This window comes from Sanguibacter sp. HDW7 (genome assembly GCF_011300875.1).
Classification (GTDB): Bacteria; Actinomycetota; Actinomycetes; order Actinomycetales; family Cellulomonadaceae; genus Flavimobilis.
The window spans coordinates 837,489-861,156 of the sequence record NZ_CP049862.1 but is presented as its reverse complement, the minus strand read 5'-3'; the positions used below and the strand labels follow the sequence as shown (position 1 = coordinate 861,156).

Annotated in this window: 20 protein-coding genes; 6 read left to right on the top strand and 14 right to left on the bottom strand. The window is 73.3% G+C overall.

Features of this window, described 5'->3' with window-relative positions:
- Positions 1-15: 15 nt before the first annotated feature.
- From G7063_RS03920 to G7063_RS03910, 3 genes are read right to left on the bottom strand one after another with little or no spacing between them, the layout of a single operon-like run.
- Positions 16-1,665, bottom strand: coding sequence for a stealth family protein (locus G7063_RS03920; RefSeq protein ID WP_166413225.1), 1,650 nt, complete (start codon positions 1,663-1,665; stop codon positions 16-18).
- A 16-nt stretch (positions 1,666-1,681) separates the two neighbouring features.
- A complete protein-coding gene (locus tag G7063_RS03915) occupies positions 1,682-2,560 on the bottom strand; it encodes an ABC transporter ATP-binding protein (protein WP_166413224.1) in 879 nt (292 codons plus the stop codon).
- Positions 2,553-3,533 (bottom strand): ABC transporter permease, encoded by a 981-nt coding sequence (locus tag G7063_RS03910; RefSeq protein WP_240916178.1) that lies wholly within the window; start codon positions 3,531-3,533, stop codon positions 2,553-2,555. Before G7063_RS03910 ends, G7063_RS03915 begins: the two co-directional genes overlap by 8 nt.
- 263 nt (positions 3,534-3,796) lie before the next feature.
- On the opposite strand from G7063_RS03910, the gene G7063_RS03905 reads away from it, so the two are divergent.
- The 3 genes from G7063_RS03905 to G7063_RS03895 all read left to right on the top strand — a co-directional run bounded on the left by G7063_RS03905 (position 3,797) and on the right by G7063_RS03895 (position 7,067).
- Positions 3,797-4,477 (top strand): 2-C-methyl-D-erythritol 4-phosphate cytidylyltransferase, encoded by a 681-nt coding sequence (locus G7063_RS03905; RefSeq protein ID WP_166413223.1) that lies wholly within the window; start codon positions 3,797-3,799, stop codon positions 4,475-4,477.
- 1 nt (position 4,478) lies between these two features.
- On the top strand, positions 4,479-5,189 hold the full coding sequence (locus G7063_RS03900) for an SDR family NAD(P)-dependent oxidoreductase (protein ID WP_206188204.1): 711 nt from the start codon (positions 4,479-4,481) through the stop codon (positions 5,187-5,189).
- Positions 5,190-5,282: 93 nt separating this feature from the next.
- Positions 5,283-7,067, top strand: a complete 1,785-nt coding sequence (locus G7063_RS03895) for a CDP-glycerol glycerophosphotransferase family protein (protein ID WP_166413222.1) — start codon at positions 5,283-5,285, stop codon at positions 7,065-7,067.
- Between the two features lie 78 nt (positions 7,068-7,145).
- On the opposite strand, the gene G7063_RS03890 is transcribed toward G7063_RS03895, so the two are convergent.
- On the bottom strand, positions 7,146-8,396 hold the full coding sequence (locus G7063_RS03890; protein ID WP_166413221.1) for a CDP-glycerol glycerophosphotransferase family protein: 1,251 nt from the start codon (positions 8,394-8,396) through the stop codon (positions 7,146-7,148).
- A 152-nt stretch (positions 8,397-8,548) separates the two neighbouring features.
- On the opposite strand from G7063_RS03890, the gene G7063_RS03885 reads away from it, so the two are divergent.
- Positions 8,549-9,742 (top strand): LGFP repeat-containing protein, encoded by a 1,194-nt coding sequence (locus G7063_RS03885; RefSeq protein WP_166413220.1) that lies wholly within the window; start codon positions 8,549-8,551, stop codon positions 9,740-9,742.
- A 72-nt stretch (positions 9,743-9,814) separates the two neighbouring features.
- Here G7063_RS03885 and G7063_RS03880 read toward each other — a convergent pair whose 3' ends face one another.
- From G7063_RS03880 to G7063_RS03865, 4 genes are read right to left on the bottom strand one after another with little or no spacing between them, the layout of a single operon-like run.
- Positions 9,815-11,584: a glycosyltransferase gene (locus tag G7063_RS03880; RefSeq protein WP_166413219.1), complete on the bottom strand. Its 1,770-nt coding sequence runs from the start codon at positions 11,582-11,584 to the stop codon at positions 9,815-9,817.
- A complete protein-coding gene (glf, locus tag G7063_RS03875; protein ID WP_166415185.1) occupies positions 11,581-12,753 on the bottom strand; it encodes a UDP-galactopyranose mutase in 1,173 nt (390 codons plus the stop codon). The genes G7063_RS03880 and glf overlap by 4 nt, the downstream gene beginning before the upstream one ends.
- A 2-nt stretch (positions 12,754-12,755) precedes the next feature.
- Complete coding sequence (locus G7063_RS03870) at positions 12,756-13,607, bottom strand: glycosyltransferase (RefSeq protein ID WP_166413218.1); 852 nt, start codon at positions 13,605-13,607, stop codon at positions 12,756-12,758.
- Positions 13,604-14,572, bottom strand: coding sequence for a glycosyltransferase (locus G7063_RS03865; protein ID WP_240916177.1), 969 nt, complete (start codon positions 14,570-14,572; stop codon positions 13,604-13,606). Before G7063_RS03865 ends, G7063_RS03870 begins: the two co-directional genes overlap by 4 nt.
- Before the next feature lie 123 nt (positions 14,573-14,695).
- Here G7063_RS03865 and G7063_RS03860 point away from each other — a divergent pair, with 123 nt between their 5' ends.
- A complete protein-coding gene (locus G7063_RS03860) occupies positions 14,696-15,724 on the top strand; it encodes an acyltransferase family protein (protein WP_240916176.1) in 1,029 nt (342 codons plus the stop codon).
- A gap of 16 nt (positions 15,725-15,740) precedes the next feature.
- On the opposite strand, the gene G7063_RS03855 is transcribed toward G7063_RS03860, so the two are convergent.
- From G7063_RS03855 to G7063_RS03840, 4 genes are all read right to left on the bottom strand, one after another.
- Positions 15,741-16,688, bottom strand: a complete 948-nt coding sequence (locus tag G7063_RS03855) for a cation diffusion facilitator family transporter (RefSeq protein ID WP_166413215.1) — start codon at positions 16,686-16,688, stop codon at positions 15,741-15,743.
- A 146-nt stretch (positions 16,689-16,834) separates the two neighbouring features.
- Complete coding sequence (locus G7063_RS03850) at positions 16,835-17,050, bottom strand: Trm112 family protein (RefSeq protein WP_166413214.1); 216 nt, start codon at positions 17,048-17,050, stop codon at positions 16,835-16,837.
- A 94-nt stretch (positions 17,051-17,144) separates the two neighbouring features.
- Positions 17,145-17,417: a hypothetical protein gene (locus G7063_RS03845; protein ID WP_166413213.1), complete on the bottom strand. Its 273-nt coding sequence runs from the start codon at positions 17,415-17,417 to the stop codon at positions 17,145-17,147.
- A 1-nt stretch (position 17,418) separates the two neighbouring features.
- Positions 17,419-17,796, bottom strand: a complete 378-nt coding sequence (locus tag G7063_RS03840) for a DUF3499 domain-containing protein (RefSeq protein WP_206188203.1) — start codon at positions 17,794-17,796, stop codon at positions 17,419-17,421.
- A gap of 87 nt (positions 17,797-17,883) precedes the next feature.
- Between G7063_RS03840 and G7063_RS03835 the strand changes: the two genes are divergently transcribed.
- The gene (locus tag G7063_RS03835; protein ID WP_370520733.1) at positions 17,884-18,336 is read left to right on the top strand and encodes a metallopeptidase family protein; all 453 of its coding nucleotides are present in this window, start codon (positions 17,884-17,886) and stop codon (positions 18,334-18,336) included.
- A gap of 15 nt (positions 18,337-18,351) precedes the next feature.
- On the opposite strand, the gene G7063_RS03830 is transcribed toward G7063_RS03835, so the two are convergent.
- A complete protein-coding gene (locus tag G7063_RS03830) occupies positions 18,352-20,127 on the bottom strand; it encodes a DUF5719 family protein (protein WP_166413211.1) in 1,776 nt (591 codons plus the stop codon).
- Positions 20,124-23,630: a glycosyltransferase gene (locus G7063_RS03825; protein ID WP_166413210.1), complete on the bottom strand. Its 3,507-nt coding sequence runs from the start codon at positions 23,628-23,630 to the stop codon at positions 20,124-20,126. Before G7063_RS03825 ends, G7063_RS03830 begins: the two co-directional genes overlap by 4 nt.
- Positions 23,631-23,668: the final 38 nt, after the last annotated feature.

Here is a 23,668-nt window from a genome sequence, read left to right as displayed (position 1 = left end):
GTGACCGGGGTCGGCTCAGCGTCCGGGTAGCTCGAACGACGAGCGCAGCGGGAAGTACGCCGCGAGCATGTCGTGGATCATCTGCGACCGGTCCTCGCGAACGCCGCTCGGCACGTCCGACTCGTTGAGGCAGAACACGTCGAAAGCCCGCGACCGCGCGATCCGGTTGAGCGTGAGCACGGCGTCCTCGTTCGCGAGGTCGAGGTAGTCGTAGACGATCCGACCCTCGACAGCGCGACCCGTGACGTACGCGTACCAGTGGTGGAGCACCGCGGCGACCGAGTGGTCCGCCGGGTCCCGGAACCGCGACCGGGCGAGATGCGCGAACACCTCGGGATGCTCGCGCTCGAGGTCCTCGAGCACGGCCCGCTGCTGCGGGTGCGGTGTGTGCTTGACCTTGCGCGTCACCGTGCGCCCCGTCATCTGCTCGATGAGCGCCCGGTTGCGCTTCGCGGCCGACATCACCGGAAGGTCACCGACCGACGGTGGGTCGAGGCCGAGGAGCGCCTCCGAGAGGAAGAACCGCGAGATCCCGTTGCCCTCGAAGAACAGCTCCGGCGCGACGGGCCGGCCGAAGAAGACGTCGTCGTTGAGGTAGAGGTAGCGGTCCGAGAGTCCCGGGACCCGGTGAAGCTGGGACTCGATCGCGTGCGAGTTGAACACCGGCAGCGCCGACGTGTCCGCGAAGATCTCGTCGTGCCGCACGACCGACACGCGCGGGTTCGAGGTGTCGAGCCAGTGCGGAACCTGCCGGTTCGTCACGACGTGGATGTGCCGCACCCAGCTCGCGTACATCTCGATCGACCGCATCGAGAACCGCAGCTCGTCATGGCCGAGGAACCTCGAGGGTGCGAGCGCGTTCGGGTTGACCGCCCCCGGTGCGAGCGACTCCTCCGCAGCCTTCCGCTGCGCCTGCCACTCCTCGTCCGTGCCGTCGACCCACGTGTAGACGACGTCGATCGGCTCCCGCACCTCGTCGAGGCGCGATGCCGTGACGACACGGTGCTCGGCCGTGCCCCGTGCGCGCTCCCAGATCCCGGGCGACAGGTGCGACGCGGTGCCGTTATAGCTGGGGGCGACGAGCGTCCCGGGGGCGAGGGGCCCGAGGGCGGGGTCGTAGGTCACCGCGTCGGTGGAATGCGTCCACACCTCGAGGACGACGCCCTCAGCAGGCCCGCCGAGCACGGTGCCGTCGTCCGCGACGAGCGTCCGGAAGAGGCGCTGCGTCGGGCGCAGGGGCGCGCGCAGGTGACGCCGCAGCCGTGCGTCGCGCGAGCGTCCGGGCGTGCGCACAGTCCACCCGGGTGAGTCGAGACCGGCGAGAGCGGCGCGTGCCCGCTCGGCTTCTCCCGCGCGCACGACGACAAGCTCCGGACGGGTGCCGAGCAGGACGTACGGGACGTCGGCGGCCCTCAGCACGGCGACCACCGCGGCGAGCGTCCCCCGACGCACGTCCCACGAGTCGAAGCTCGTGACGACCTCGCCGAGGAGCGGCCGCGTCGCGGGGCCGACCGCCTGCGCCCCCTCAGGGACGGTGCCCGCAAGGGCGGAGCGGACCCCGGACGTCAGCGCCCTCTGCCAGCCGAGCTGGCCGTGCGCGACCTGCGACGCACGCAGGCGCGCGGTCACCGACATATGACCCGCGATCTTCTCCCTGATCCCCATCTCCGTCCTGTCCACCTCAGCCCGTCGCGACGGCGAGGTCGGCCCGGTACTGCTTGTTCTCGCGGACGAACGCCTTGTACGCCTTCGCGACGACGTCGACGGGACCATCCATGACGAGACGACCCTCGTGGACCCACAGGATGCGCGAACAGATCGACTCGATCGTCGCGATCGAGTGGCTCACGAGGAACACCGTCCCTGCCGCCTCGCGCACCTCGTCGATGCGCGCCTTGCTCTTCTGCCGGAACGTCGCGTCACCGGTCGCGAGGGCCTCGTCGATCATGAGGATGTCCGGGATCGCGGACGCCGAGATCGCGAAGCGCAGGCGCGCCGCCATGCCCGACGAGTACGCCTGCATCGGCAGGTTGACGAAGTCGCCGATCTCCGCGAAGTCGACGATTTCGTCGTAGCGCTCCTCGACCTCCTTGAGCGTGAGCCCCAGCGCCAGACCACCGATGACGATGTTTCGCTCGCCCGTGAGCTCACCCATGAGCACCGCGTTGACACCGAGCAACGCCGGCTGTCCCGCGACGTAGACCGCCCCGCCCGACGGCGGGACCAGGCCCGCGACCGCGCGCAGCAGCGTGCTCTTGCCCGAACCGTTGACACCGACGATGCCGATCGACTCGCCGTGGTGCGCGACGAACGAGATGCCGCGCAGCGCCTTGACGTCCCGGATCGCCGACCCGTGACGCCGCAGGCGCCGCGGGAGGAGCGACCGGCGGCCCTCCTTGACGGGGCCGCCGACCTTGCTCGCCCCGAAGACGCGATAGGTGATGTGGAGGTCGTCGACGAGGAGCGACGGCTTGCCGAGCTCGTGAGCGATGACCGGCCCGCCCTCGAGGTCCTCCGGATCGATCTCGAAGTCGATCTCGTTGTCCTGCGCGTCAGTCACGTCCGTACCTCTCCTCACCGCGCCAGAAGATGAGGAACCCGATGACGAACGTGAGCACGGCCCAGCCCGCCCCGAAGAGCCACATCGTGGGGTCCGGCGGGAATGCCGGCTCCTGGAGGACCGCCGACCTCGCGAGGTAGAGGTAGACGGCGACCGGCTGATACTCGAGCAGGACGCCCCACGAGTGCTGCGACACGAACGCCTCGAGGCTGAAGATCACGCCCGATCCGTACATGAGCAGCCGCAGGACGAACGGCAGGACGTTCTCGACGTCCGGCGTGATCGCGGTCCACGCGGCGACGATGAATCCCGTGCCGGTGCTGAAGATCCACAGCAGCGCCACCGCGGGGATCAGCAGCAGCCACCGCCACGTCACGGGCACGTCGCCGTTCCCGGGCATGAAACCCGTGGCCCACGCGATGGCGCACATGACGACGAGCGACGGCACGAGGACGCGCAGCTCCGTGAGGACCGCCGAGATCGGCAGGACCGCACGAGGGAAGTGCACGGAGCGCACGAGGTTGCGCTTGTTCTTGATCGACTTCGAGCCCGACATGATCGAGGTCTCGAAGAACCGGAAGATGAACGTCCCCACGACGATGAACGCCGGGGTGTTCTCGATGCCCTCACGCGCGACCGAGAGGATGACGCCGAAGATGAGGACGTAGACGGCGGCGTTGAGGATCGGCGTGATGATCGACCACGCCTGGCCGAGGAACGTGCTCTGGTTGCGCGCGTAGGCCTGCGACTGCGAGAGCACCCGGATGAACGAGCGACGCTGCCACAGCTCGCGCACGTAGTCGCCGAGCGGAGGCAGGACGCCCATCGGTCGAAGTGTGTTCGCTGCGACGGTCTCCTCGACCCAGCGGGGGTCGAAGGCACGCTCGATCGGCTCGGGAGGACGCGGCGCCGCGGGCGTCGCGGGCGCAGCGCCCGCGCCCTCGGAGGGCGTCGTGGACGGGGTCGCGGTCACGTGCGTCTGCACCCATCTGGACGAGGGAACGGGGGGTCGACGAGAGCCACGGATGCCCTCGTACCTCGAGCCACTATAGCCCTGGACCCGACCCCGCCCGGGCCTCGTGACACGCCTCCCGTAGAGATTCCGTGCACGCGCCGAGCCAGGACCGCGGCGTCCCGACCTGACGGCTAGACTCGGCGGGCGCGGCCCACGCCCGCGACCACCACCGCCCGCCCCGCACTGTGCAGGCGGCACCAGACTCCGCCGGAGGAACTCCTGTGTACTCACTGCTCCTGCTGAACGGGGGTGTGGGGACGCGCGTCGCAGCCGACCAGCCCAAGCAGCTGATCAAGGTGAACGGCATCCCGATCCTCGTCTACTCGCTCATCGCTGCCGACGCGGTCCCCGAGATCGACCAGATCGTCCTCAACTACCCCGAGGGGTGGCGCGAGGACGTCGAGAAGATCGTCACCGACTACGCGGTGAAGACCCCGGTGACGTACGTCGAGGCCGGCGCCAGCCGTCACGAGTCCGTCGCACGCATGCTCGCGCACGTGACGAACGACGACGTCGTCGTCCACGAGTCGGCCCGCCCGCTCGTGGAGACCAGCGACTTCGCGCGCCTCGTCGCCTCCGAGCACCGCAACGTCTCGCTCATGCTCGAGATCCCCTTCACCGTCGCTCCGGTCGACCCCGCGTCGCGCAAGGTCACGGGCTACCTCGAACGCTCGACTCTCCGCAACGTCCAGCTCCCGCAGAAGTTCTCGAAGGCCGACCTCGAGGACGCGCACGCGTTCGCCCTCCGCGAGGACCGTCTCTTCACCGAGGACGCGACGCTCGTCGCCGTCGCGGGCCACGACGTCCGCTTCATCGACGGCTCGGACCGCAACATCAAGGTGACGACCCCGACCGACGTGCGTCTCGCAACGTTCCTCCTCACGCGTGGGGAGGACGACTGACGTGAGCAAGACCCTCATGGTGACGGGCGCGTCCAAGGGCATCGGCCTCGAGACCGTCCGCCGGTTCATGGCCGACACCGACGCAGGCGTCACGACCATCCTCATGCTCGCGCGGGCCTCGCAGGAGTTCGCCGACGCGCTCGCCGAGCTCGGCGCGGACAACCCGCGCGGCGTCAACCTCGTGCCCTACGAGATCGACCTCGCCGACCGTCCCGCGATCATCGAGCTCGTCGGGACGATCATGGCGACGCACGGCTCGGTCGAGATCCTCGTCAACAACGCCGGCTACACGAAGCCCGTCCCGCTCCAGCAGGTCGACTTCGCAGACTTCGAGCGCACGATGGCCGTCAACCTCTACGCACCCTTCACGCTCGTGCAGGACCTGCTGCACCGCGGCAACCAGTTCGAGCTCATCGTCAACATCGCGTCGACCGCGGGCATGAACGGCCGTTCCGGCTGGCTCACGTACTCCGCGTCGAAGGCCGCGATGATCAACATGAGCGAGGTCATGCGCGAGGAGCTCGCCATCTACGGCACCCGCGTCGTGTGCATCTCCCCCGGTCGCACCGCGACCGCGCTCCGCCGCGTCCTCGCCCCCGAGGAGGACCCGAGCACGATCATGCAGCCCGAGCACGTGGCCGCTGTCATCCAGATGCTCGCGTCGCCGGTCGGTCGCTACGTCGACTCGGCCAACCTCGTCGTCAGGCAGTAGCACGAACCGGCGAGGGGCGGGCGCCACGGCGCCCGCCCCTCGCCGTCCCCCGCACCCGCGGCACACCCGTCCGACCCCGGAGCACCAGCCCGTATGAACGCCTTTCTCACTCGTCTCCGGCGCGCGTCCGGCAAGCTGCGGACCCTTCTCGTCGCCGGGCTCTCGTCCGTCGCACTCGTGCTGTCGGTCATCCCCGCGGTGCCCCGCACGATCGCCGCGATCGTGCTGCTCGTCGCGGTCGCCGCCGTCGTCTCACGGCTCGGCAAGCGCATGCTCCGCCCCGGTCTCGGGGCCCTCGGCGCCTTCGGGGCCGCCCGCGTCATCCTCGCCGCGACCGCCGCCGCCCTCGCGGCCCGCGTCGGAGAGCCCTGGCCCGGGCCCGTCGCCGGCGCCGTCGTCGCGCTCGCCGTCACGGTCGAGCCCGCCCTTGCGCGAGCCTGGCGGCAGACCACCCGCTTCGTCACGGGCCTGCCCGGGACCCCCGCCGTCCCCCTCGGCGCACGGCTCGTGCCCTGGCACGTCCACGTCACCCTCGGCGTCGTCGTCATCCTCGCGGCCAGTCCCTGGCTCCCGCCCGCGAGCGGCGTCGTCGCCCTCGTCGCCGCGGTCACCATGCTCGCGACCACCGGCCTCAGCACGCTCGTCACGCCACGCCTGCGTGCGGCCCGTACCCGCGGCATCCTCGACGCCTACGCGGCCTACGACCCCGAGGTCATGGTCTACTTCACAGGCCCGCGGGGTACGCAGTACCAGCTCAAGGCCTGGTCGTCGGTCCTCGACCAGATCGACGCCAGGATCGTCGTCGTCGTGCGCGAGCAGGCCCTCGCCCGCGCGGCCGCCGCCACGACAGACCTCCCGGTCGTCGCCGCCCCGAGCCTCGCGGACCTCGACGCCCTCCAGCGTCCGGGACTGCGCGTCGCGCTCTACGTCAACAACGGCGCGAAGAACGCCCACAACGTGCGCTACCGTGACGTCACCCACGTGCAGCTGCTCCACGGCGACTCGGACAAGCCCGCGAGCTTCAACCCGGTCACCGCGATGTTCGACAAGATCTTCGTCGCCGGCCAGGCGGGCATCGACCGGTACGCCGCGCACGGCGTGCACATCCCCGCCGAGAAGTTCGAGATCGTGGGGCGGCCCCAGGTCGTCGGGATCGACCGGCCCGAGATCCTCGGCGAGGTGCGCGACGCCCTCTACGCCCCGACCTGGACCGGGTTCCAGGCCGACGCCAACTACGGCTCCCTCCCCGTCGGCACGACGATCGTCCGCGCCCTCCTCGACGCCGGCCTCACCGTGACGTTCCGTCCGCACCCGTACTCGCGCGGCCTCGCCGAGTCCTCCCGTCAGATCTCCGAGATCGAGGCGATGCTCGCGGCCGACGCCGCCGCCACGGGACGCGCCCACGTCTTCGGCCAGGATGCGTCGTCCACGATGACGCTCACCGACTGCTTCAACGCGTGCCAGCTGCTCGTCACCGACGTCTCGTCGGTGCCCGCCGACTTCCTCTTCTCCGAGAAGCCCTTCGTCATCGTCAAGATGCAGACCGGACCCGTCGACGCCTTCCTCACCGAGTTCCCGCTCGCCCGCGCCGCCTACCTCGCCCAGGCCGACGTGCCCGGCTCGCTGGCGGCCGCGGTGGCCGACGCGACCGGAACCGACACGCTTGCCGCGACGCGACGCGAGCTGCGGACCTACTACCTGGGAGACCTCCCGTACGACGGCTACGAGATGGCGTTCCTCGACGGCGTCGGGCAGCTCGTCGCCGACGGCCGCGCTGCTGCCGAGGCTGGGCACCACGGCGCGGCTCACCCCGCGCTGCCTGCGGAGGCAGCCACCGGGCGCGAGGAGGCCCCGACCCCCGAGGAGAGCCTCGACTGAGTCCGCGTCGGGACCCCCTGCACGCGGATGGCGCGCGGACCCTCCGGGGTCCGCGCGCCATCCGCGTGAGGTGTGCCGTCAGGCGTCGCGTCGCGGCGGGACCGGCACCCCGAGCGTCGTGCAGTGCCACTCGAGCGCGGCGTCGCACGCGTCGAGGAACCGCGTCGTCGACGCGCCCGGGGTCGTGTCACCCAGGTAGTAGCTGACCATCGCCTCGCGCTCCTTGCGGCCCGGATCCTCAACCGCCTCGCGCGCGAGGAGCTCTGCCACGCCGTCGAGATCCTCGGCCGCAAGTCGCGGCACCGTGCCGAGCATGCGCGTCGACGCCGTCCGGACCCCCGGGTGCCGCGGGTCGGTGACGACGAGGGGACGCCGCGTCGGCAGCCAGTCCATCGCGACCGCCGACACGTCGCACACGAGGAGGTCCGCCGCGTCGAACGCCGCCGAGAGAGACTCCCCCGCCGACATCCGGTGCCCGACCTGCGGCTCCGCGTCGGCCGCGGCCGCGATGAGACGACGCACCGCCGCGTCCGCCTCGCCGTAGGACGGGCTCCGCACTCCCGACAGCGGGTGCGGTCGCGCGACGACCCGGAACCGGCCGTCCGCGAGCAGAGCCGAGACGAGCCGCGGACCCATGAGCTCGGTCGACCCGTACGCGGCCGAGGGCTGCGCGCCCTCCCACGTCGGCGCGTACAGCACCGTCGTGCGCTCGTCGGCGTCGGGCCGCGGGCCGACGACGAGCGGTTCCTCGTCGAGCTGCGGACGCCCTACGGGGACGCAGCGCGTCGTCGCGTCGAAGTGATAGAGGTAGGTGCCCAGACGGTCGACGGCCGCCTGACCGGCGACGAACGACAGGTCGTAGGCCTTGGCCTGGTTCGACACGGAGACGACCTTGTCGGAGTCACCGTGGAGGAGCGAGACGTGCACCATCGACCCGAAGCGCATCATCGAGAAGTTCAGCGGGTTGTGGTTGACGTAGAGCGCGAGCCGCACGTCCCCTCGCGAGACGAGGTCGTCGAGCGTCGCATAGTGCGCGACCGTGACGACCTCGAGCTGGGTCTCCGCGCGGATCGCCCGCGCCGTGCGCGAGTCGCTCGCCACGACGAGGACGCCGCGGCGTGCGTCGAGCGCATGGAGCGGCGCGTACCACTGTCGCAGCTGGTAGAGGCCCTCGACCGTGTCGGGGAAGAATGCGACGACCTGCTGCTCGAGCGTCCGGCCGAGCAGGCGGGCGTCATCGCCGAGACCGTCGGGGATGCCTCCCGGCAGCATGCCCATGCGCCGCATGAACCTGCCTCCGATCGAGCGCACGCGTCGACGGACGCTCACCCCCCGATGATCGCGCGACATCTTCTCTCCTTCACGGCCCACGGCCATCGTCCGACCCAGATCTCCGCCACGTGGGTACTGTCCTAGACTCTGTGGAGGCACCGCCCATAGTTTCACGTCCCGTCGCGACGTCAGAACCCAAGGACGACACCGTGCACCGCAGCATCATCTCCGCGCAGAGCAACGACTCCCAGCGCCGCTGGGCGTCAGGCCTCCTCGTCGCCCTCCTCGTGATGTCCGCCCAGGTGCTCGTCGCCCACCCGGCTGCCGCCGCGCCCGCAGCCACCCGTATCTCGGTGACCGTCTCGTCGACGCGCGTGCTCGTGGGCGAGTCCGTGTGGGTCCGTGCCACCGTGACCCGCAGCGACGGTCGCCCTGCTGCGGGCGCCACCGTGGCGCTCCAGCGGCGACCGTACGGCGGCTCGTGGTCGACGTTCGCCCGTCGCACCGCGAACGCGTCCGGCATCGCACAGTTCCCCAACCGCCCAGGACGCTCATACCACTATCGCGCCGTGCTGCTCGAAGGCTCGGAGCGAGCGAGCAGCCCCGTCCTCACCCGCTCCGTCCGGACTGCCGACCGCCCGCTCGGCACCCGCGAGGCAGAGCTCACAGCTCAGCTGGGACGGCCCACCGGCAAGGTCGTCACCTCCGGCTCGACGACGTGGCGCCGCTACACGCACGGCATGCTCGTGAGCTACGGGAAGGCCGGCGCGCGCAGGACCTGGCACGTCCAGGGCAAGATGCTCTCCACGTACCTCGCTCTCGGCGGGGTCGGTGGCAAGCTGGGGCGCCCCGTCCAGGACATCCGGTGCAGCCTCCTCGAGGGCGGCTGCATCCAGCGGTTCCAGCGAGGAACCCTCTACTACAGCAGCAAGGTGCCCAAGGTCACGGTCGCCCACGGCTCCGGCCGGTGGACGGAGCACGCCGCCGTCGCGCTCTCGCAGGTCGGCTACGAGGAGCCGCGGTGGCGCGTCAACAAGTACAACTCGTGGCTCGGCACGTCGGTCGCCTGGTGCGGCGTCTTCCAGAGCTGGGTGTCCGAGGCCTCCGGGAACTCCCGAGCAGTCCCCCACTCCCGCAGCTACGCGGCGCTGGTCGAAGCCGTGAAGAAGCGCGGGAGGACGACCTCGAAGCCCGCGCCCGGCAGGCTCGCGTTCTTCGCGTACAACGACAGCCAGCCGCGCACTCCGACGCATGTCGGGCTCATCATCGACGTCCTGCCGAACGGCAACCTCGTCACCCTCGAGGGCAACACGACGTACTCCGGGGGATTCACGCCCGAACGCGTCGTCGCCAAGCGCACCCGCAACCCTGGACCCGTCATCTTCTACGCGTCGATCTACTGACGTTCGGACGGCATCGGGCACGGGGCCGCATCCGGGCTTCGTTCCCGTGCTCGGCGTGAACCGGGCTCGACGTCAGGACGCCGAGGATCCGGGCGACGAGGGTGACGTGCCGAGCACCTCGTGCCAGCGCTCCGCGGACGATGCAGGCGGAAGCGCCCGCGCGTACTCGGCCGAGAGCGCGCGCCACCGGCGGGCGAGCCGCCCGTGGAGAGCGAGGGTCCGGCCGAGCGCGGCGCGTGCGCGACGGGGATCCCTCACGAGCGGGTCGCGCGCACCCTCGCCCGCGCCCAGGACGACGGCGTCGCGCCCGAGGCCTTCGGACCACGTGAACGCGGCCGGCTCGACGGCGACGACCGAGCTCCCGCCCGCGGGCCGCACGAGCCCGCCGAGCGCCCGCAGCACGCCGCGCACCGTCCCGAGCGGCTCCGCACCTTCCACCGCCGGACCAGGGACCGCAAGGGCGCGCGGCGCGGAGTCGACGACCGCCTGTGCCCGGGGACGCACGTCGCGCAGGTCCGCCATCAACCAGGCGGGCCCCTCGAGCACCTCGACGATCGCGTCGTCCCAGAGGTCTGCCGAGAGGTACTGCAGGCTGAGCACGTGCTTGATCTGGTGCACGCAAGAGTCGAGCACCGTCGAGAGTCCGGCACCGTACGCGAGGGCCGTCGCGAGCCGGTTGCGGTGCAGCGGCAGCGCCGACCACGACGCGTTCGTGCCCTTCGCCGCCCACGTCGGGTGCCACGTGCCCGTCCCGGGCACCGTCCGCACGGCCATGCCCGCGCGGCTCGCGCGCAGGCCGTACTCGGCGTCGTCCCACTTGAGGAAGTATGGCGCGGCGAGCCCGAGCCGCCCGACCGTCCCCGGGGGCAGGAGCGTGCCCCACCAGCCCGAGTAGTCGGTGCGCGCATCGACACGCGCGAAGTCCCAGGCGGCCGGTGTCGAGGCAGCGAGGTCCACAGGTTCGGCGAGACCGTCCGACGGGCCCCACACGAAGCCGCGCGCCCGCACGCCCTCGGCGAGAGCCTCGAGACGCGTCGGTTCCTCGGCCGAGATGAGCGGCGTACCGAGGATCGTCGGCACCGGGGCCGCCGACTGCAGGACGACCATCCGTCGAAGTCCCTCGGGCTCGACGCGGGCGTCGTCGTCGAGCAGCAGCACCGCGTCCTGCGGGCGCCCGAGCGACTCGAGCATGCCGCGCGAGTAGCCGCCCGAGCCGCCGAGGTTGTCCTGCTCGACGAACGTCAACCGGTCCCCTGCCGCCGCGACGACCTCCGCGGCACCCTCCGCGGCCCGGACGGTGCGGGCCTGATCGATGAGCACGACCCGCGAGACGACGCCGTCGAGCGCCGGGCCGAGCAGCCGCCGCACCTGCTCGAGGGCGTCCTGCTCGCGGCCGTACGTCGGCACGACGACCGTGACCTGCGGGACGCTGGGGGCGACCGCACGGGCCGGCCGCCCGGCGGACCAGCGCACTGCGTCGAGCCGACCACCGTCAGGCCCCGCGGACAGCTCGATCCAGTACCACGCGACCCCGTCGGTCCGCGGCAGGTGAGCCTCCCACGTGCCGTCGACGTCGGCGGCCGCGACCTCGCGGACCTCGCCGCCGACGAGTCCCAGGACGCGCACCGCACCCCGACCCTCGACGACGAGACGCACCCGACCCGCCCCGAGGACCTCGCGCCACCAGGCGACGGGCGCCGCGTTGAACCACGTGCCGAGGTCGAGCGTCGCGCCCGCCGCGACGTCCAGCCCGCCCGCTCGCACGACGGCGTCACCGCGCCAGTACAGCGCCGAGACCGCTGGATCCTCCGGGAGCGCGAGACGCGCCAGGTCGAGGCTCACGCGTCCGCAGCCCCCGAACGGTCCGGGAACAGCGCGTCGAGCCTGTTGTCGACCATCGAGAGCGCCGAGCCGATCGCCATGTGCATGTCGAGATACTGGTACGTGCCCAGCCGTCCGCCGAAGAAGACCTGCGGCTCCGCGTCCGCGAGCTCGCGGTAGCGCAGCAGCCGCTCCCGGTCCTCGGGGGTGTTGACCGGGTAGTACGGCTCGTCGTCGCGCTCCGCGAAGCGCGAGAACTCCCGGACGACGACCGTGCGGTCCGTCGGGTAGTCGCGCTCGGGGTGGAAGTGCCGGAACTCGTGGATGCGCGTGAACGGCACATCCTCGTCGGCGTAGTTCATCACGGACGTCCCCTGGAAGTCGCCCGTCTCGAGGACCTCCTGCTCGAAGTCGAGCGTCCGCCACGTGAGGTCGCCCTCGACGTGGTCGAAGTAGCGGTCGAGCGGACCCGTGTAGACGACCGGCACCCGGCCCACGACCTTGTCCTTCGAGTACTCGTGGGACTCGTCGAAGAAGTCGGTCGCCAGGCGCACCTCGATGTTCGGGTGGTCGGTCATGCGCTCGAGCCACGCCGTGTAGCCGTCGGTCGGCAGCCCCTCGTGCGTGTCGCTGAAGTAGCGGTTGTCGTACGTGAAGCGCACCGGCAGGCGAGAGATGATCGACGCAGGCAGCTCGCGCGGGTCCGTCTGCCACTGCTTGGCGGTGTACCCGCGGATGAACGCCTCGTAGAGGGGCCGCCCGATGAGCGAGACGCCCTTCTCGTCGAGGTTCGACGGGTGTCGCCCCTCGAGCTCGGCCGACTGCTCCGCGACGAGCTCGCGTGCCTGCTCCGGCCCGTGCGCGGACCTGAAGAACTGGTTGATCGTGCCGAGGTTGATCGGCATGGGGAAGACCTCGCCCCGGTGCGTCGTGTACACGTGATGGACGTAGGCCGTGAACGACGTGAACCGGTTGACGTACTCCCACACGCGCTCGTTCGACGTGTGGAAGAGGTGCGCGCCGTAACGGTGCACCTCGATGCCCGTCGACGGCTCGACCTCCGAGTACGCGTTGCCGCCGACATGGCTGCGACGGTCGAGGATGACCACCTTGTGGCCACGCGACGCGACGCGCTCCGCGACCGTGAGGCCGAAGAGCCCCGACCCGACGACGACGAGGTCCGCACCCATGCTCATGACTCCTTCTCGCCTGCGCGCGAGCGCAGGATCATCGAGCGGTACGCCAGCCGGCGCACCGCCTCCGGCACGAGCCGGTACCCGCCGCGCACGATGACGTTGCGCACGGCCTGCGGAGTGCTCGTGAACCCCTCGCGGCGGAGCGTGCCCTGCAGGGAGAGCTCCGAGCGCAGCAGCGCGCGACCGCCACGGCGCGCGTACGAGCCCGCGCCCGTGCGGTACTTCACGAGCGGCTCCGCGAGGTTCGCGACGCGAGCGCCCGCCCCGATCATCCGGGCGAAGAGCAGGTAGTCCTCCATGAGGTGGAGGTCCTGGTAGCCGCCCGCAGCAGCGACCGCCTCGCGACGGTAGACGACCGACGGGTGGTTGAACGGGTCGGCGAAGCGCGCATAGCGCGCGATCTCCTCCGGGTCCGTCGGCAGGACGCGCCGCGCCCCGAGGACGAGCTCGTCGTCGTCGAACTCGACGAGGGCCGTCCCCACGAGGTCCGCGCCCGCCGCGACGACCGGCAGCTGGGCCGCGAACCGTCCCGGCAGCGAGATGTCGTCGGCGTCGGCGCGGGCCACGACGTCGTGCGCGCAGCGAGCGAGCCCCGCCTCGAGCGCACGAGCCAGCCCGACGTTCTCGGCGAGCGGCACGTAGGTCACGGGGACGACCGAACGCTCCTGGATCGAGGCGATCTCCGCCGCAAGCTCGGGGCCCACAGGGCCGTCCTGGACGAGGACCACCTCGTCCGGTCGCAGCTCCTGCTCGACCGTCGCCGAGTCGAACGCCCGCCGCAGGAACGTCGCGTCGTCACCTCGGTAGACCGGCAGGAGGACGGAGAACTCCGGGAGGTCCGCCGTCATCGCGTCGACCGGTCGAGCACGGCGACGTCGTCCGCGAGCGTGAGGCCCGCCAGGACGTCCGCGGTCGCGCGCGGCCTGCGGAGGATGCCGTCGCGCAGACCGCGTCCGCCGGCGCGCAGCAGGACGCCACGCGCCGACGAGCGAGCCACGGTACGCACCCAGCGGCGCAGCGTCGAGGCACCGTAGAGAAGCCGCTCGCGACCCGACAGGGAGCGGGACCGCGTGAACATCCAGATCTTGTTGCGCACCTCGAAATAGAACCGGTCGCCCGGATCGGCGTCGGTCGCGCCGAACGCCTTCGTGCGGTGCTCGACGACGCTCGCCGGCACATGCAGCCCTGTGCCGTCGCGCAGCAGGCGGCACGAGTACTCGAAGTCGTCGTTCCAGATGAAGTAGTCGGCGACGGGCAGGCCGTGCGTCCGGACGGCGTCCGCGCTCACGAGCATCGACACGAACGACGTCGACCGCACGGGCACGGCACCCACGCGGGCCGACTCCGCGAGCGACGCGCGGCTCGCACCGGGCCGACGACGCGGCGTGTTCATCGGGTGGTCGCGGCCGTCCGTCCACACGACGCGCGAGCCTGCGGCGTCGATCGGACCCTCGTAGGCGCGCCACGTGTCGAGCAGCGCGGCGAGCGCCGTCGGCGTCGGGATCGTGTCGTCGTCCATGAGCCACACGCCGTCCGCGTCGAGCGACGCGACCGCGTGCGCCATGCCCGCCGCGAAGCCGCCCGCGCCGCCCGTGTTGCGCTCGAGGGTCACGACGACAGGATGCGACGGGTGCGCGAGCGCGACCTCGCGAGAGTCGTCGGTCGACGCGTTGTCGACGACGAGCACAGCGTCGAGCGGACGCGTCTGCGCGGCGAGCGCGTCGAGCGCGTCGATCAGGAGATCGCGACGGTTGAAGGCTACGAGCACCGCGACGACGCGGCCGCCCGGCCGGACAAGAGGAGAGTCACCCACGGTGAGCAGGATACCGGCCCGCCGGCCCGTGGGTCGGGTCCCGGCCCGGCACGCCCGAGGCACCTGCCCCGCCGGCAGCGCCGCAACGACCGGAACCGCTCCTCCACCGATATCGTCGTGTTCGTGACGATCGCCGCTCCCGCCAGCACTCGCGACCCGTACGTCGACTCCGTGCGCGGTGTGCTCATCGCTCTCGTCGTCGTCGGGCACATGCTCTCGGGCGTGATGTCCGACGCGTCGGGCCCCGTCGTCATGTGGATCTACTCGTTCCATATGCCCGCGTTCGTGCTCCTGTGCGGCTACCTGTCCCGGTCGTGGACGGGCACGCGCAAGCAGGCTGCGGGGATCGTCACGGGGCTCGTCGTCCCGTACGTGCTGCTGCAGGCCGCGCACGCGGCGATCGCGGCCCTCCGCGGCTTCCCGTTCGCGCTCCACCTGCTCGACCCGGCCTGGACGCTGTGGTTCCTGCCCGCGCTCGTCGCCTGGCGGCTCACGACGCCCCTGTGGCGCGCGCTGCGCCCGTCGGTCGCCCTCGGCGCGGCCGTGCTCGTCGCGCTCCTCGCGCCGCTCGTTCCGGACCTCGGGCCGCGCCTCGCGCTCGCCCGCGTCCTGAGCCTGCTGCCGTTCTTCGTCGTCGGCCTGCTCCTCACTCCCGAGGTTGTCGCACGGCTGCGCGACGCCGGGCGCGGCCCGAGCGTCGCCGCCGCCGTCGTGCTCGTCGCCGGCGCGGTCCTCGCCCTGCCGACCACCCGCAGCGTGCCGCTCGCGCTGTTCCTCTACATCGGCCCGTACTCCGACCTTCCGTACCCGACCCTCGTCGCGCTGGCGCTGCGCGTGCTCGTCCTCGTCGCAGCGCTCGTCGCGACCGTCGCGGTCGCGCTGCTCACGCCCCGACGCCGGACGTGGCTCGTCCGCGCGGGCGCCGCGTCGCTCTCGGTCTACCTGCTCCACGGGCTCGTCATCATGCCGTTCCGCAGCACGACGATCCTCCGCAGCCTCGACACCTGGTGGTGGGTCGCCCTGCTCGTCGTCGGCGGGATCGCCCTCACGTGGCTGCTCTCGACACGACCCGTCGTCCGAGCGTTCGAGGCGTGCGTGCGACCCGCATGGCTCTCCCGGGCGCTCGTCGGCAACGTGGAGCGCACCTCCTGACCGGAGGGACGAGGCCTCAGGTGTGGGGCGTCGTCACCGCTGCGTCCACGACGCGTCGCAGGTCGGGCTCGAGGTAGATGACAGCGCGCAGGTCGGGGACGGCAGCGCGCACCGCGGTCTCGGCCGCGTCGATCTCCGCGGCGACGTCCGCCGCGGTCTCGACCGCAGAGACCTCGATCTTCGCGGCGACGAGGATCTCCTCGGGCCCCAGGTGCATGGTGCGCAGGTGGATGACCGACTCGACGCCCTCGGTGCCCTCGAGAGCTGCACGCACCGCGGCGACGTTCTCGGGAGTTGCGGCCTCGCCGATGAGCAGCGACTTCACCTCGATGCCGAGAACGATCGCGATGAGGATGAGCAGGACGCCGATCGACGCAGTGCCCGCGGCGTCCCACAGGCCGTTGCCCGTGACGAGCGTCATCGAGACGCCGACGAGCGCGAGCACGAGGCCCACGAGCGCCCCGAGGTCCTCGAGGAGGATGACCGGCAGCTCGGGCGACTTCGCGCGCCTGACGAACTCGGTCCACGAGAGCCTGCCGCGCACGTGGTTCGACTCGACGACCGCGGTGCGGAACGAGAACGACTCCATGGCGATCGCCGCGACGAGGACGACGACCGGCACCCACTTCCACGACTCGATGCCGTGCGGGTCCTGGAACTTGTGCCACGCCTCGTAGAGGGCGAAGAGCCCGCCGAGCGAGAAGAGGATGATCGAGACGAGGAACGCGTAGACGTACCGGGCGCGGCCGTAGCCGAAGGGGTGCTCGGGCGTCGCCTCCTTGCGGGCCCGCTTGCCGCCGACGAGCAGCAGCACCTGGTTGCCCGAGTCCGCGAGCGAGTGCACCGACTCCGCGAGCATCGACGAGGAGGACGTGAGCAGGTAGGCGACGAACTTCGTCACCGCGATGCCCATGTTCGCGAACAGTGCCGCGACGATCGCCTTGGTACCGCCACCAGTTGACATGCCAGCCGTCCCCTCGACGTCCCAGAGCCCCGGACGGGGCGCGGATCATTGTAGGTCCGCGGGCCCCCGCCGCGCGCGGCGTGTCACGCCACGCACAGTCGACGTCGTCCGCGGCGCGGACGTGCGGCCGACGCGCAGGCCGCGCGTCAGAGCGGGCGCGCGTCGTCGACGAGCAGCACCGGGATGCCGTCGCGCACGGGGTATGCGAGAGCGCCCTCGGGAGCCGTCGACCACAGCTCCGGTCCACCGTCGGGCCCGACACCCTCGACGAGCTCCGCACCCGTCGCGGGGCAGCGCAGGATCGCGCGCACCCACGGCTCGACCGGGACGCCCGCGAAACCGTGCTCGTTCTGCTCGCCCATCGTTCCTCCTACGTGTCGTGGTGGGCGCGTGCGCGCCCTCGTCAGTGCGTGCGCGCCGGTGCGCGCTGCGGACCAGCAGGGCCGCGGTTCCGTCTCAGGTGCCGGGCCTGCGCATGCGGGGCAGCACGTCGTCCGCGTCGAGCACCGTGCCCGCTGCGTCGACCCAGCTCGTCTCCTCGCAGCCGTGGCACGAGACGAAGACGACGTCGGTGCCGTCGGCGAGCGTCATGTCGACCCGGGTAAGCTCACGCCCGCCGCAGCCGGCGCACTCGCGCGTCCCCGGCAGGGAGGGAACGGGCGCGCTGAGCGAGCCGAGGGGCTCGGTCGGACGCGCGCCGCGGCGCTTGCGGGGTGTCGGCTCCGCCACGTCAGCCCTCGCCCCGCAGCACCCGCAGGTGCCCCTTGCGTGCGATCTCCCCGACCTGGACGGGCGCGGGCTCGGCGACGTGCCGGCCGCGGACCGGCGCGGCAGCCGTCCGGCCGGCCTCCCGCACAGCGTCGGCGAGCGCGAGCAGGTCGTCGTGGCTCGGCCCCGTCTCGACGTGGTCCGTGACGAGACGCACCACCTCCCAGCCTCGCGGGGCCGTGAGGCGGTCGGCGTGCTCCGCGCACAGGTCGTAGCTGTGCGGCTCGGCATGCGTCGCGAGGGGCCCGAGGACAGCCGTGGAGTCCGCGTACACGTAGGTGAGCGTGGCCACCGCGGAGCGGGGGCACGCGGTTCTCGTGCACTGACGGACAGGTCTCACAGTTCCCGATGGTAAGCCGCCCGAGGCCCAGCGCCCCAATCCCACGCCGAGGGCCGCCGGGGCCGGAGGAACGCCTAGGCTGGGCTGGTGCGTGCGAACCACCCCGTCCCCCCGCCCACCGCAGGCGTGCGCCGTCGCGACCGTCGCGGACGTGGGCCGCGCGGCCCGCTCATGCCGGCGAACCTCCCCGCCGCGCGCACACGCGCCGAGCGGTTCGACGACCTCGTCGTCGCGACGGTCGTCCGCATCGAGCGCTCGTGGGCGCGGCAGATCGCCGGGCTCGAGTTCGCGGTCGAGGACGTCCCGCCGTCCGACCCGGCTCCGTGGGAGCACCGCCGCGGCGTGCCCATGGGCCGCTACTTCCCGGCCGACGGCGCGCTCGCGCCGCGCGTCGTCGTCTACCGGCGACCTGTCGAGGAACGTGCGAACGACCGCGAGGACCTCGCCGAGCTCGTGCGCACGGTCGTGGTCGAGCAGGTCGCGCACATGCTCGGTCGCAACCCCGAGGACATCGATCCCGGGTACGTCGGCGACTGGTGAGCCGGGCCGCCCCGCTCAGAAGCCCAGCGACGGGCGCACGACGACCTCGCGCGTGACGACGTCGCCCGGCACGGGCGCGAGCACGGTGAGCAGACCGTCGACGGTCCCGTCGCGTCCGTCCGCGCTCGCCTCGAGCGACCACGTGACGTCCGGCCCCTCGCCCGTCGGGCGGACGACGACCGCAGCGACGTCGACACCCGGCGCCCTGGCGTCGAGGCCGACGACGGCCGTCCCCCCGACCGGGACGTCGACGGGGAACGTCGCCGACACCTGACCGTCGGTCCCCACGAGGTCGACCTCGACGCGTCGCGTCGCGAGCGTGAGCGGCTGGCCGTCGGCGTCGACCGGGACACCCGTGCCGAGCGCGGCGCCGGGGACGCCCGCAAGGTCGTCGGGCACCGCCGTGAGCGTGAGCGTGCGCCGCACGCCGGCAGGGCTCGCGGCGAGGCTCACACCTGGTCCCGGCGCGGGTCGGCCGGCGAGGAGTGCCCTGTCGTCGCCGTCCGTCCCGGGCCGCACCGACGTCACGGACGCGACGAGGGGCGAGGGAGCGTCGACGACGAGCGTGTAGCGACCGGCCTCGAGGGCGTCGAGATCGAGCGAGACGACCTGCCCCGGAACCGTCTCGAACTGCTCGGCGCCGGGCACGAGCACCCGGCCCTGCGGGCCGAGGACGGTGACGGACACCGCCACCGGGTTGGCGGCGGTCGTGGTCGCGTCGGAGCCCGCCGCGAGGGTCGGGTCGGAGCCGTCCGGCACGAGCACGTCGAGCCGCGCCCCGGCACCCGGTCCCGTCGTCGTCACACCCGTGACGACCTGGCGTGTCGCCGGCGTCGTCGCAGCGGCGAGGTCGACGCCGAGCGGCCGGATCCCGTCGAGCACCCCGACCTGCAGGTAGGACGTGACGAGCGCGCCGCGCGCGACGACCCGCACGCCGAGCAGCCGCTGCTCGGGCGCGACGGCCTCGAGCAGGCGTGCGGACTGACCGCCGGCCGGCACGGTCATGGTCGTGGGGCCCGCGGCGTCGATGCGGCCGCCCGGCCCCCACAGCTCGACGTCGACGACCGCCGCGGTGCGCGACGGGTTCTGGACGACGAGCCGCGTGCTCGAGCCGCGCGTCGTCGTCCCGCCGAGCAGCCACTGCTCGGCCGACGGCGTCGCGCACGACGCACCGGCGAGGCCCCGCAGGTCGCCCGCCGTCGTCGACGAGACGACCGAGGCCCCGAGAACCGCCGCGCCGTCCGAGGCAGGCGCAGCGGTGAGCGTCGTCGCGCCCGGCACGGCGCCGCGCGCCACGACGAGCGACCGTCCCGCGGCCGTCGCCACCGCGGGCGCCGCGGAGCCGTCGAGCAGCGTCACGGGCGACGGTCCGACGGTCGCGGGGGCGAGCACGACGCCGCCGAACGAGGTCGTCGTCCCGACCGGGGACGGGTCGAACGCGGGGTCGGCCGACGCGTCCGGGTCGGCGAGCTGCACGGGCCCGGGGCACACGACGTCGACGGCCGACGGCACGACCGCGAGCTCCTGCGCCGCGACGCCCGCGGTCTCCTCGACCGGCAGGAGGTCGGCGGCCCACGCCGTCCCGCCCGCGAGGCCGAGGACGAGCAGGCCCGTGACGCCGCGCAGCGCCGTGGCTCCTCGGCGGCGGGCGCGCGACGGCGCGACGGGCTCGTCGCGCACGGGGCGCGCCTCGGCCGGCTCTGTCTCGGCCGGCTGCACGTCCTGGGGCCGAGTGCCGTCCTGCCCCTCGCCCTGCACCTCGTCGTCGCGCACGTCGTCCTCGCGGTTCACCGCTCCACCACCCTGCGTCGGACGGGCACGACGAGCAGCCCGTAGATCACTGCCGTCGCGACGAGCACGACGCGCCACCACGTGCCGCCCGGCGACTCGTACCAGACCTCGAGACTCCCGCCGCCGTCGGCGGGGAGCGCGAACGTCTGCTGCCACGCCCCCTCGGGGAGCCGCTGGGCGGTCTCGAGCCTGTGGCCGTCGAGCGTCGCGCGCCAGCCCGGCGCCGCCCGCTCGGCGAGCACGAGCGTCCGCGTGCCCGGCTGGACGTCCCAGCCGAGGCCCGCCGTCACGCCGAGGTCGCCCGTGCCGGTCGACGGCAGGCGGACGTCGATGCCGCGGCCGTCGGACGGGACGACGACGCCCGCGCCCGAGCCGTCGAGCAGACGTGCCCAGCCCGTCACGGTCGTCGTCCCCTCGGCGTCGCCAGCTGCGACCGCGACGCGCCACACGGTGCCCGTCGGGCCGTCCGCGACGCGTTCGAGGACTCCGTTGGCGTCGAGCCGAGCGACGAGCGCACCCCTCGCGTCGTCGTCCGTCCCGGGAGCGACGAGCACCGCGCCGACGCCGAGGTCGACGAGGGCCGCCCCGTCGTCGACGACGCCGCCGACGAGCCGGGCGACGACGCCCGCAAGCTTCTGGGCCGGGGCGTCGGTCCCCGCCGTGAGCGCACGGTGGTCGCGCACGACCGACACGTCCGCGAGCTGCGGGCCGTCGCCCCGGAGGAGCTGGAACGTCGTCGTCGCGCCCGCGTCGAGCCGCAGGACGCGCGCGGAGCGTGGCGGTTCCTGCATCTGGCGGCCGACGGCCGGCACGACGTCACCCTCGAGAACGTGCAGACCTTGGGGGTCGCGCAGATCGACGAGCGCGGCACCGCGGGCGAGTGCGAGCCCTGACGCACCGACGCCCACGACGACGAAGAGGACGAGCGCGAGCTGACGCCACCCGAACGCGTGCGACGCGACCCGGTCGGTCACGTGGTCGAGCCCGACGAGCGCCGCACCGAGCAGCGCGAGCACGACGAGCGACACCGCTCCGCCGGCCGACGCGCGCACCTCGCCGAGGTCGCCCGCGCCGACGACGACCGTCGAGGCCGCGGCGCCCGCAGCGAGCGCCAGGGCTGCGACGAGCCAGGCGCCGCGCACGGCGCCCGCACGGTCCCGGCGCACGAGCGCGAGGAGCGCGCACACGACGACGAGCCCGCCGAGGACGAGCGGGACCGCGGCCTGGACCGCGTCCGGCAGCGGCAGCCCCTCGGCCCACGGCCACCTCGGCAGGACCGTCGGCTCGCCGAGCAGCAGGCGCCAGCCCGCGGGTGCCTCGGTCGGGACGGGACGCCCGGGCGAGGCGAGCAGGAGCGGCCAGGCGTCGAGGCCTCGGCGCACGACCTCGGCGACGAGCGGGACGACGACGAGCACGGGCGGCACGGCGACGAGCAGGAGGTGGCGCCGCGCGCCGCGCGGACGCGGGCGGCCCCGCAGGAGACCGACGAGGGCGAGGGCGACGAGCGCAGGCACGAGCAGGACGGGCGCGCCGGCGACGGCCACGGCGAGCGCGAGTCCGCCGAACGCGGCAGCGGGCACCGAGGCGTGGGCGACGGGACGCGCAGCGGGCATCGTGGCGTCGGCCACGGGGGTCGCGGCTGCACCAGCGGCGGCGAGGTACGCGTCCTCCCCGTCGTCCGACGCCGCGGACTCGCGCTCGAGGCGGCGTGCCTCGGCGCGCCGCGCGGCAGCGACGACAGCGCGTTCGACGGGCGGCCGTGCGCCCAGGCCGACGCCCTTGAGCGCGCCCCATACCGCCCAGGGCAGCGCGACGTGGGCGAGCAGGTCACCGAACCGTCCGGCGCCCAGGCCGGCTGCGAGCACGGGCGTCGCGACCCACGCGAGCGCGGCCGCCGAGCGCAGCAGGAGCGACTTCGTCGCGGTGCCCGCGGCGAGCCAGGCTCCGAGGCCCGCGACGACGAGCGACGCGAGGAGCGTGAGGTCGACGACCGTCTGCAGGTTGCCGCCGAACGGCGTGACGAGCGCGACGAACGGCAGGAGCACGGTGAGGAGGGGGTCGGCCGCGACGGCGTCGCCGACGCCCGCGCGCACCCAGCCGTCGGCGACCTCGGCCCACATGTCAGCGAGCGATCCTCCGGCCAGCGGGAGCGCCGGCGACACGAGGCGCGCCCCGGACCCTGCTGCCGACAGCGCGGGACCGAGCCACCACAGGGTGAGCCCTACGAGCCCGACGGCGGTGAGCGCGACGCCGAGCACGCGACGACGCAGGTCGGCGCGTCGTTCCGCGAGCGCGAACGCGTCTCCCCGCGCGCGGGCCCGTCGCTGCTCGGTGCGCGCGAGGCGCCGGTCGCGGCGCGCGACGAGCACGTCGCGCCACGAGGCCTGGAGCGGGACGAGCGCGGAGCGCGGCAGGACCCGCGCGCGGCGCACCCGACGCCGGGAGCGCCACAGCGCGACAGGGCGCAGGATCGTCCATGCGGTTGCCGTGATCTCGGCCCGGGCGCGGCGTCCGCGCTTGGCCCCGAGCTGCCACAGCGCACGCGGCAGCGCGAGGAGCGCGACGACGACGAGGTGCAGCCACACGAGGCCCGTCGGGGCACCCGTGAGGCGGTACCAGAGCTCGGCGCGACGGCGGAGCGCGAACGAGCGCTCCTCGTCGGGCTCGTGGTCCGGGACGGTCTCGCGACGGCGCAGGTCGAGGTAGGTCGCCCGCGCGTGCGCGACGACGGCGCCCGGGACGACGATGACGCGATGCCCGGCGAGGCGGGCGCGGCGGGAGTACTCGAGGCCGTCGCCGACGTTGCCGTACTCGGGGTCCGGGCCGTCGAGCGCGGTCCACACGTCGAGGCGCGCGATCGCGCCCGCGAACCCGACGCCGAGGACGTCGACGGTGCCGTCGTGCTGGCCCTGGTCGGTCTCCCCCGGCTCGACCGACGACATGCGCCGGCCCGCTGGGGACGTCGTGAGCCCGACCTCGACGAGGCGCCGCCGGTCGCCGGGCTCGACCTGCTTGGCTCCCGCGAGGACGACCGACGGCGCGTGCTCGACGGCGCGCACGAGCGCGTCGAGCGCGCCGGGCGCGGGCGTCGCGTCGTCGTGGAGGAGCCACAGCCAGGTCGTCGGGTCCGGCGCGGGCGCCTGACCGAGGTCGGCGAGGTGCTCGAGCCCCGCGCGCACCGCGGCGCCGAAGCTCGTGGCACGCGGGACGTGGACGAGGACCGTCGCGAGCGTGTCGTCGTCCGCGGGTGCGAGCCGCGCACGCCGGTCGGCGTCACGGACGACGTCGACGACGAGCAGACGGTCAGGAGCGTGCTCCTGCGCGCGCACGGCGGCGATCGTCGCGTCGAGGTAGGGGGTCGCGCCGCGCGTGACGACGACGGCCGTCACGGTCGTGGGCGCGTGGGCGACCGCGGTGCGGGTACGCGGGGAGCCCGCGGCCCCACGCCCGGCGGGGCGGGCGGGGCGCGGGATGCGGTCACGGGGGGTGTCGGGAGTCGTCATGCTCTCGCCATCATGCCCCGCTGCCACAGAGCGGCCCC

Bases quoted from the DNA above. Each gene is read 5' to 3' on its own strand.
- G7063_RS03895 (WP_166413222.1), top strand. From the start codon at position 5,283: ATGAACGCCTTTCTCACTCGTCTCCGGCGCGCGTCCGGCAAGCTGCGG.
- G7063_RS03920 (WP_166413225.1), bottom strand. From the start codon at position 1,665: ATGGGGATCAGGGAGAAGATCGCGGGTCATATGTCGGTGACCGCGCGC.
- glf (WP_166415185.1), bottom strand. From the start codon at position 12,753: ATGGGTGCGGACCTCGTCGTCGTCGGGTCGGGGCTCTTCGGCCTCACG.
- G7063_RS03825 (WP_166413210.1), bottom strand. From the start codon at position 23,630: ATGACGACTCCCGACACCCCCCGTGACCGCATCCCGCGCCCCGCCCGC.
- G7063_RS03855 (WP_166413215.1), bottom strand. From the start codon at position 16,688: ATGTCAACTGGTGGCGGTACCAAGGCGATCGTCGCGGCACTGTTCGCG.
- G7063_RS03850 (WP_166413214.1), bottom strand. From the start codon at position 17,050: ATGGGCGAGCAGAACGAGCACGGTTTCGCGGGCGTCCCGGTCGAGCCG.
- G7063_RS03870 (WP_166413218.1), bottom strand. From the start codon at position 13,607: ATGACGGCGGACCTCCCGGAGTTCTCCGTCCTCCTGCCGGTCTACCGA.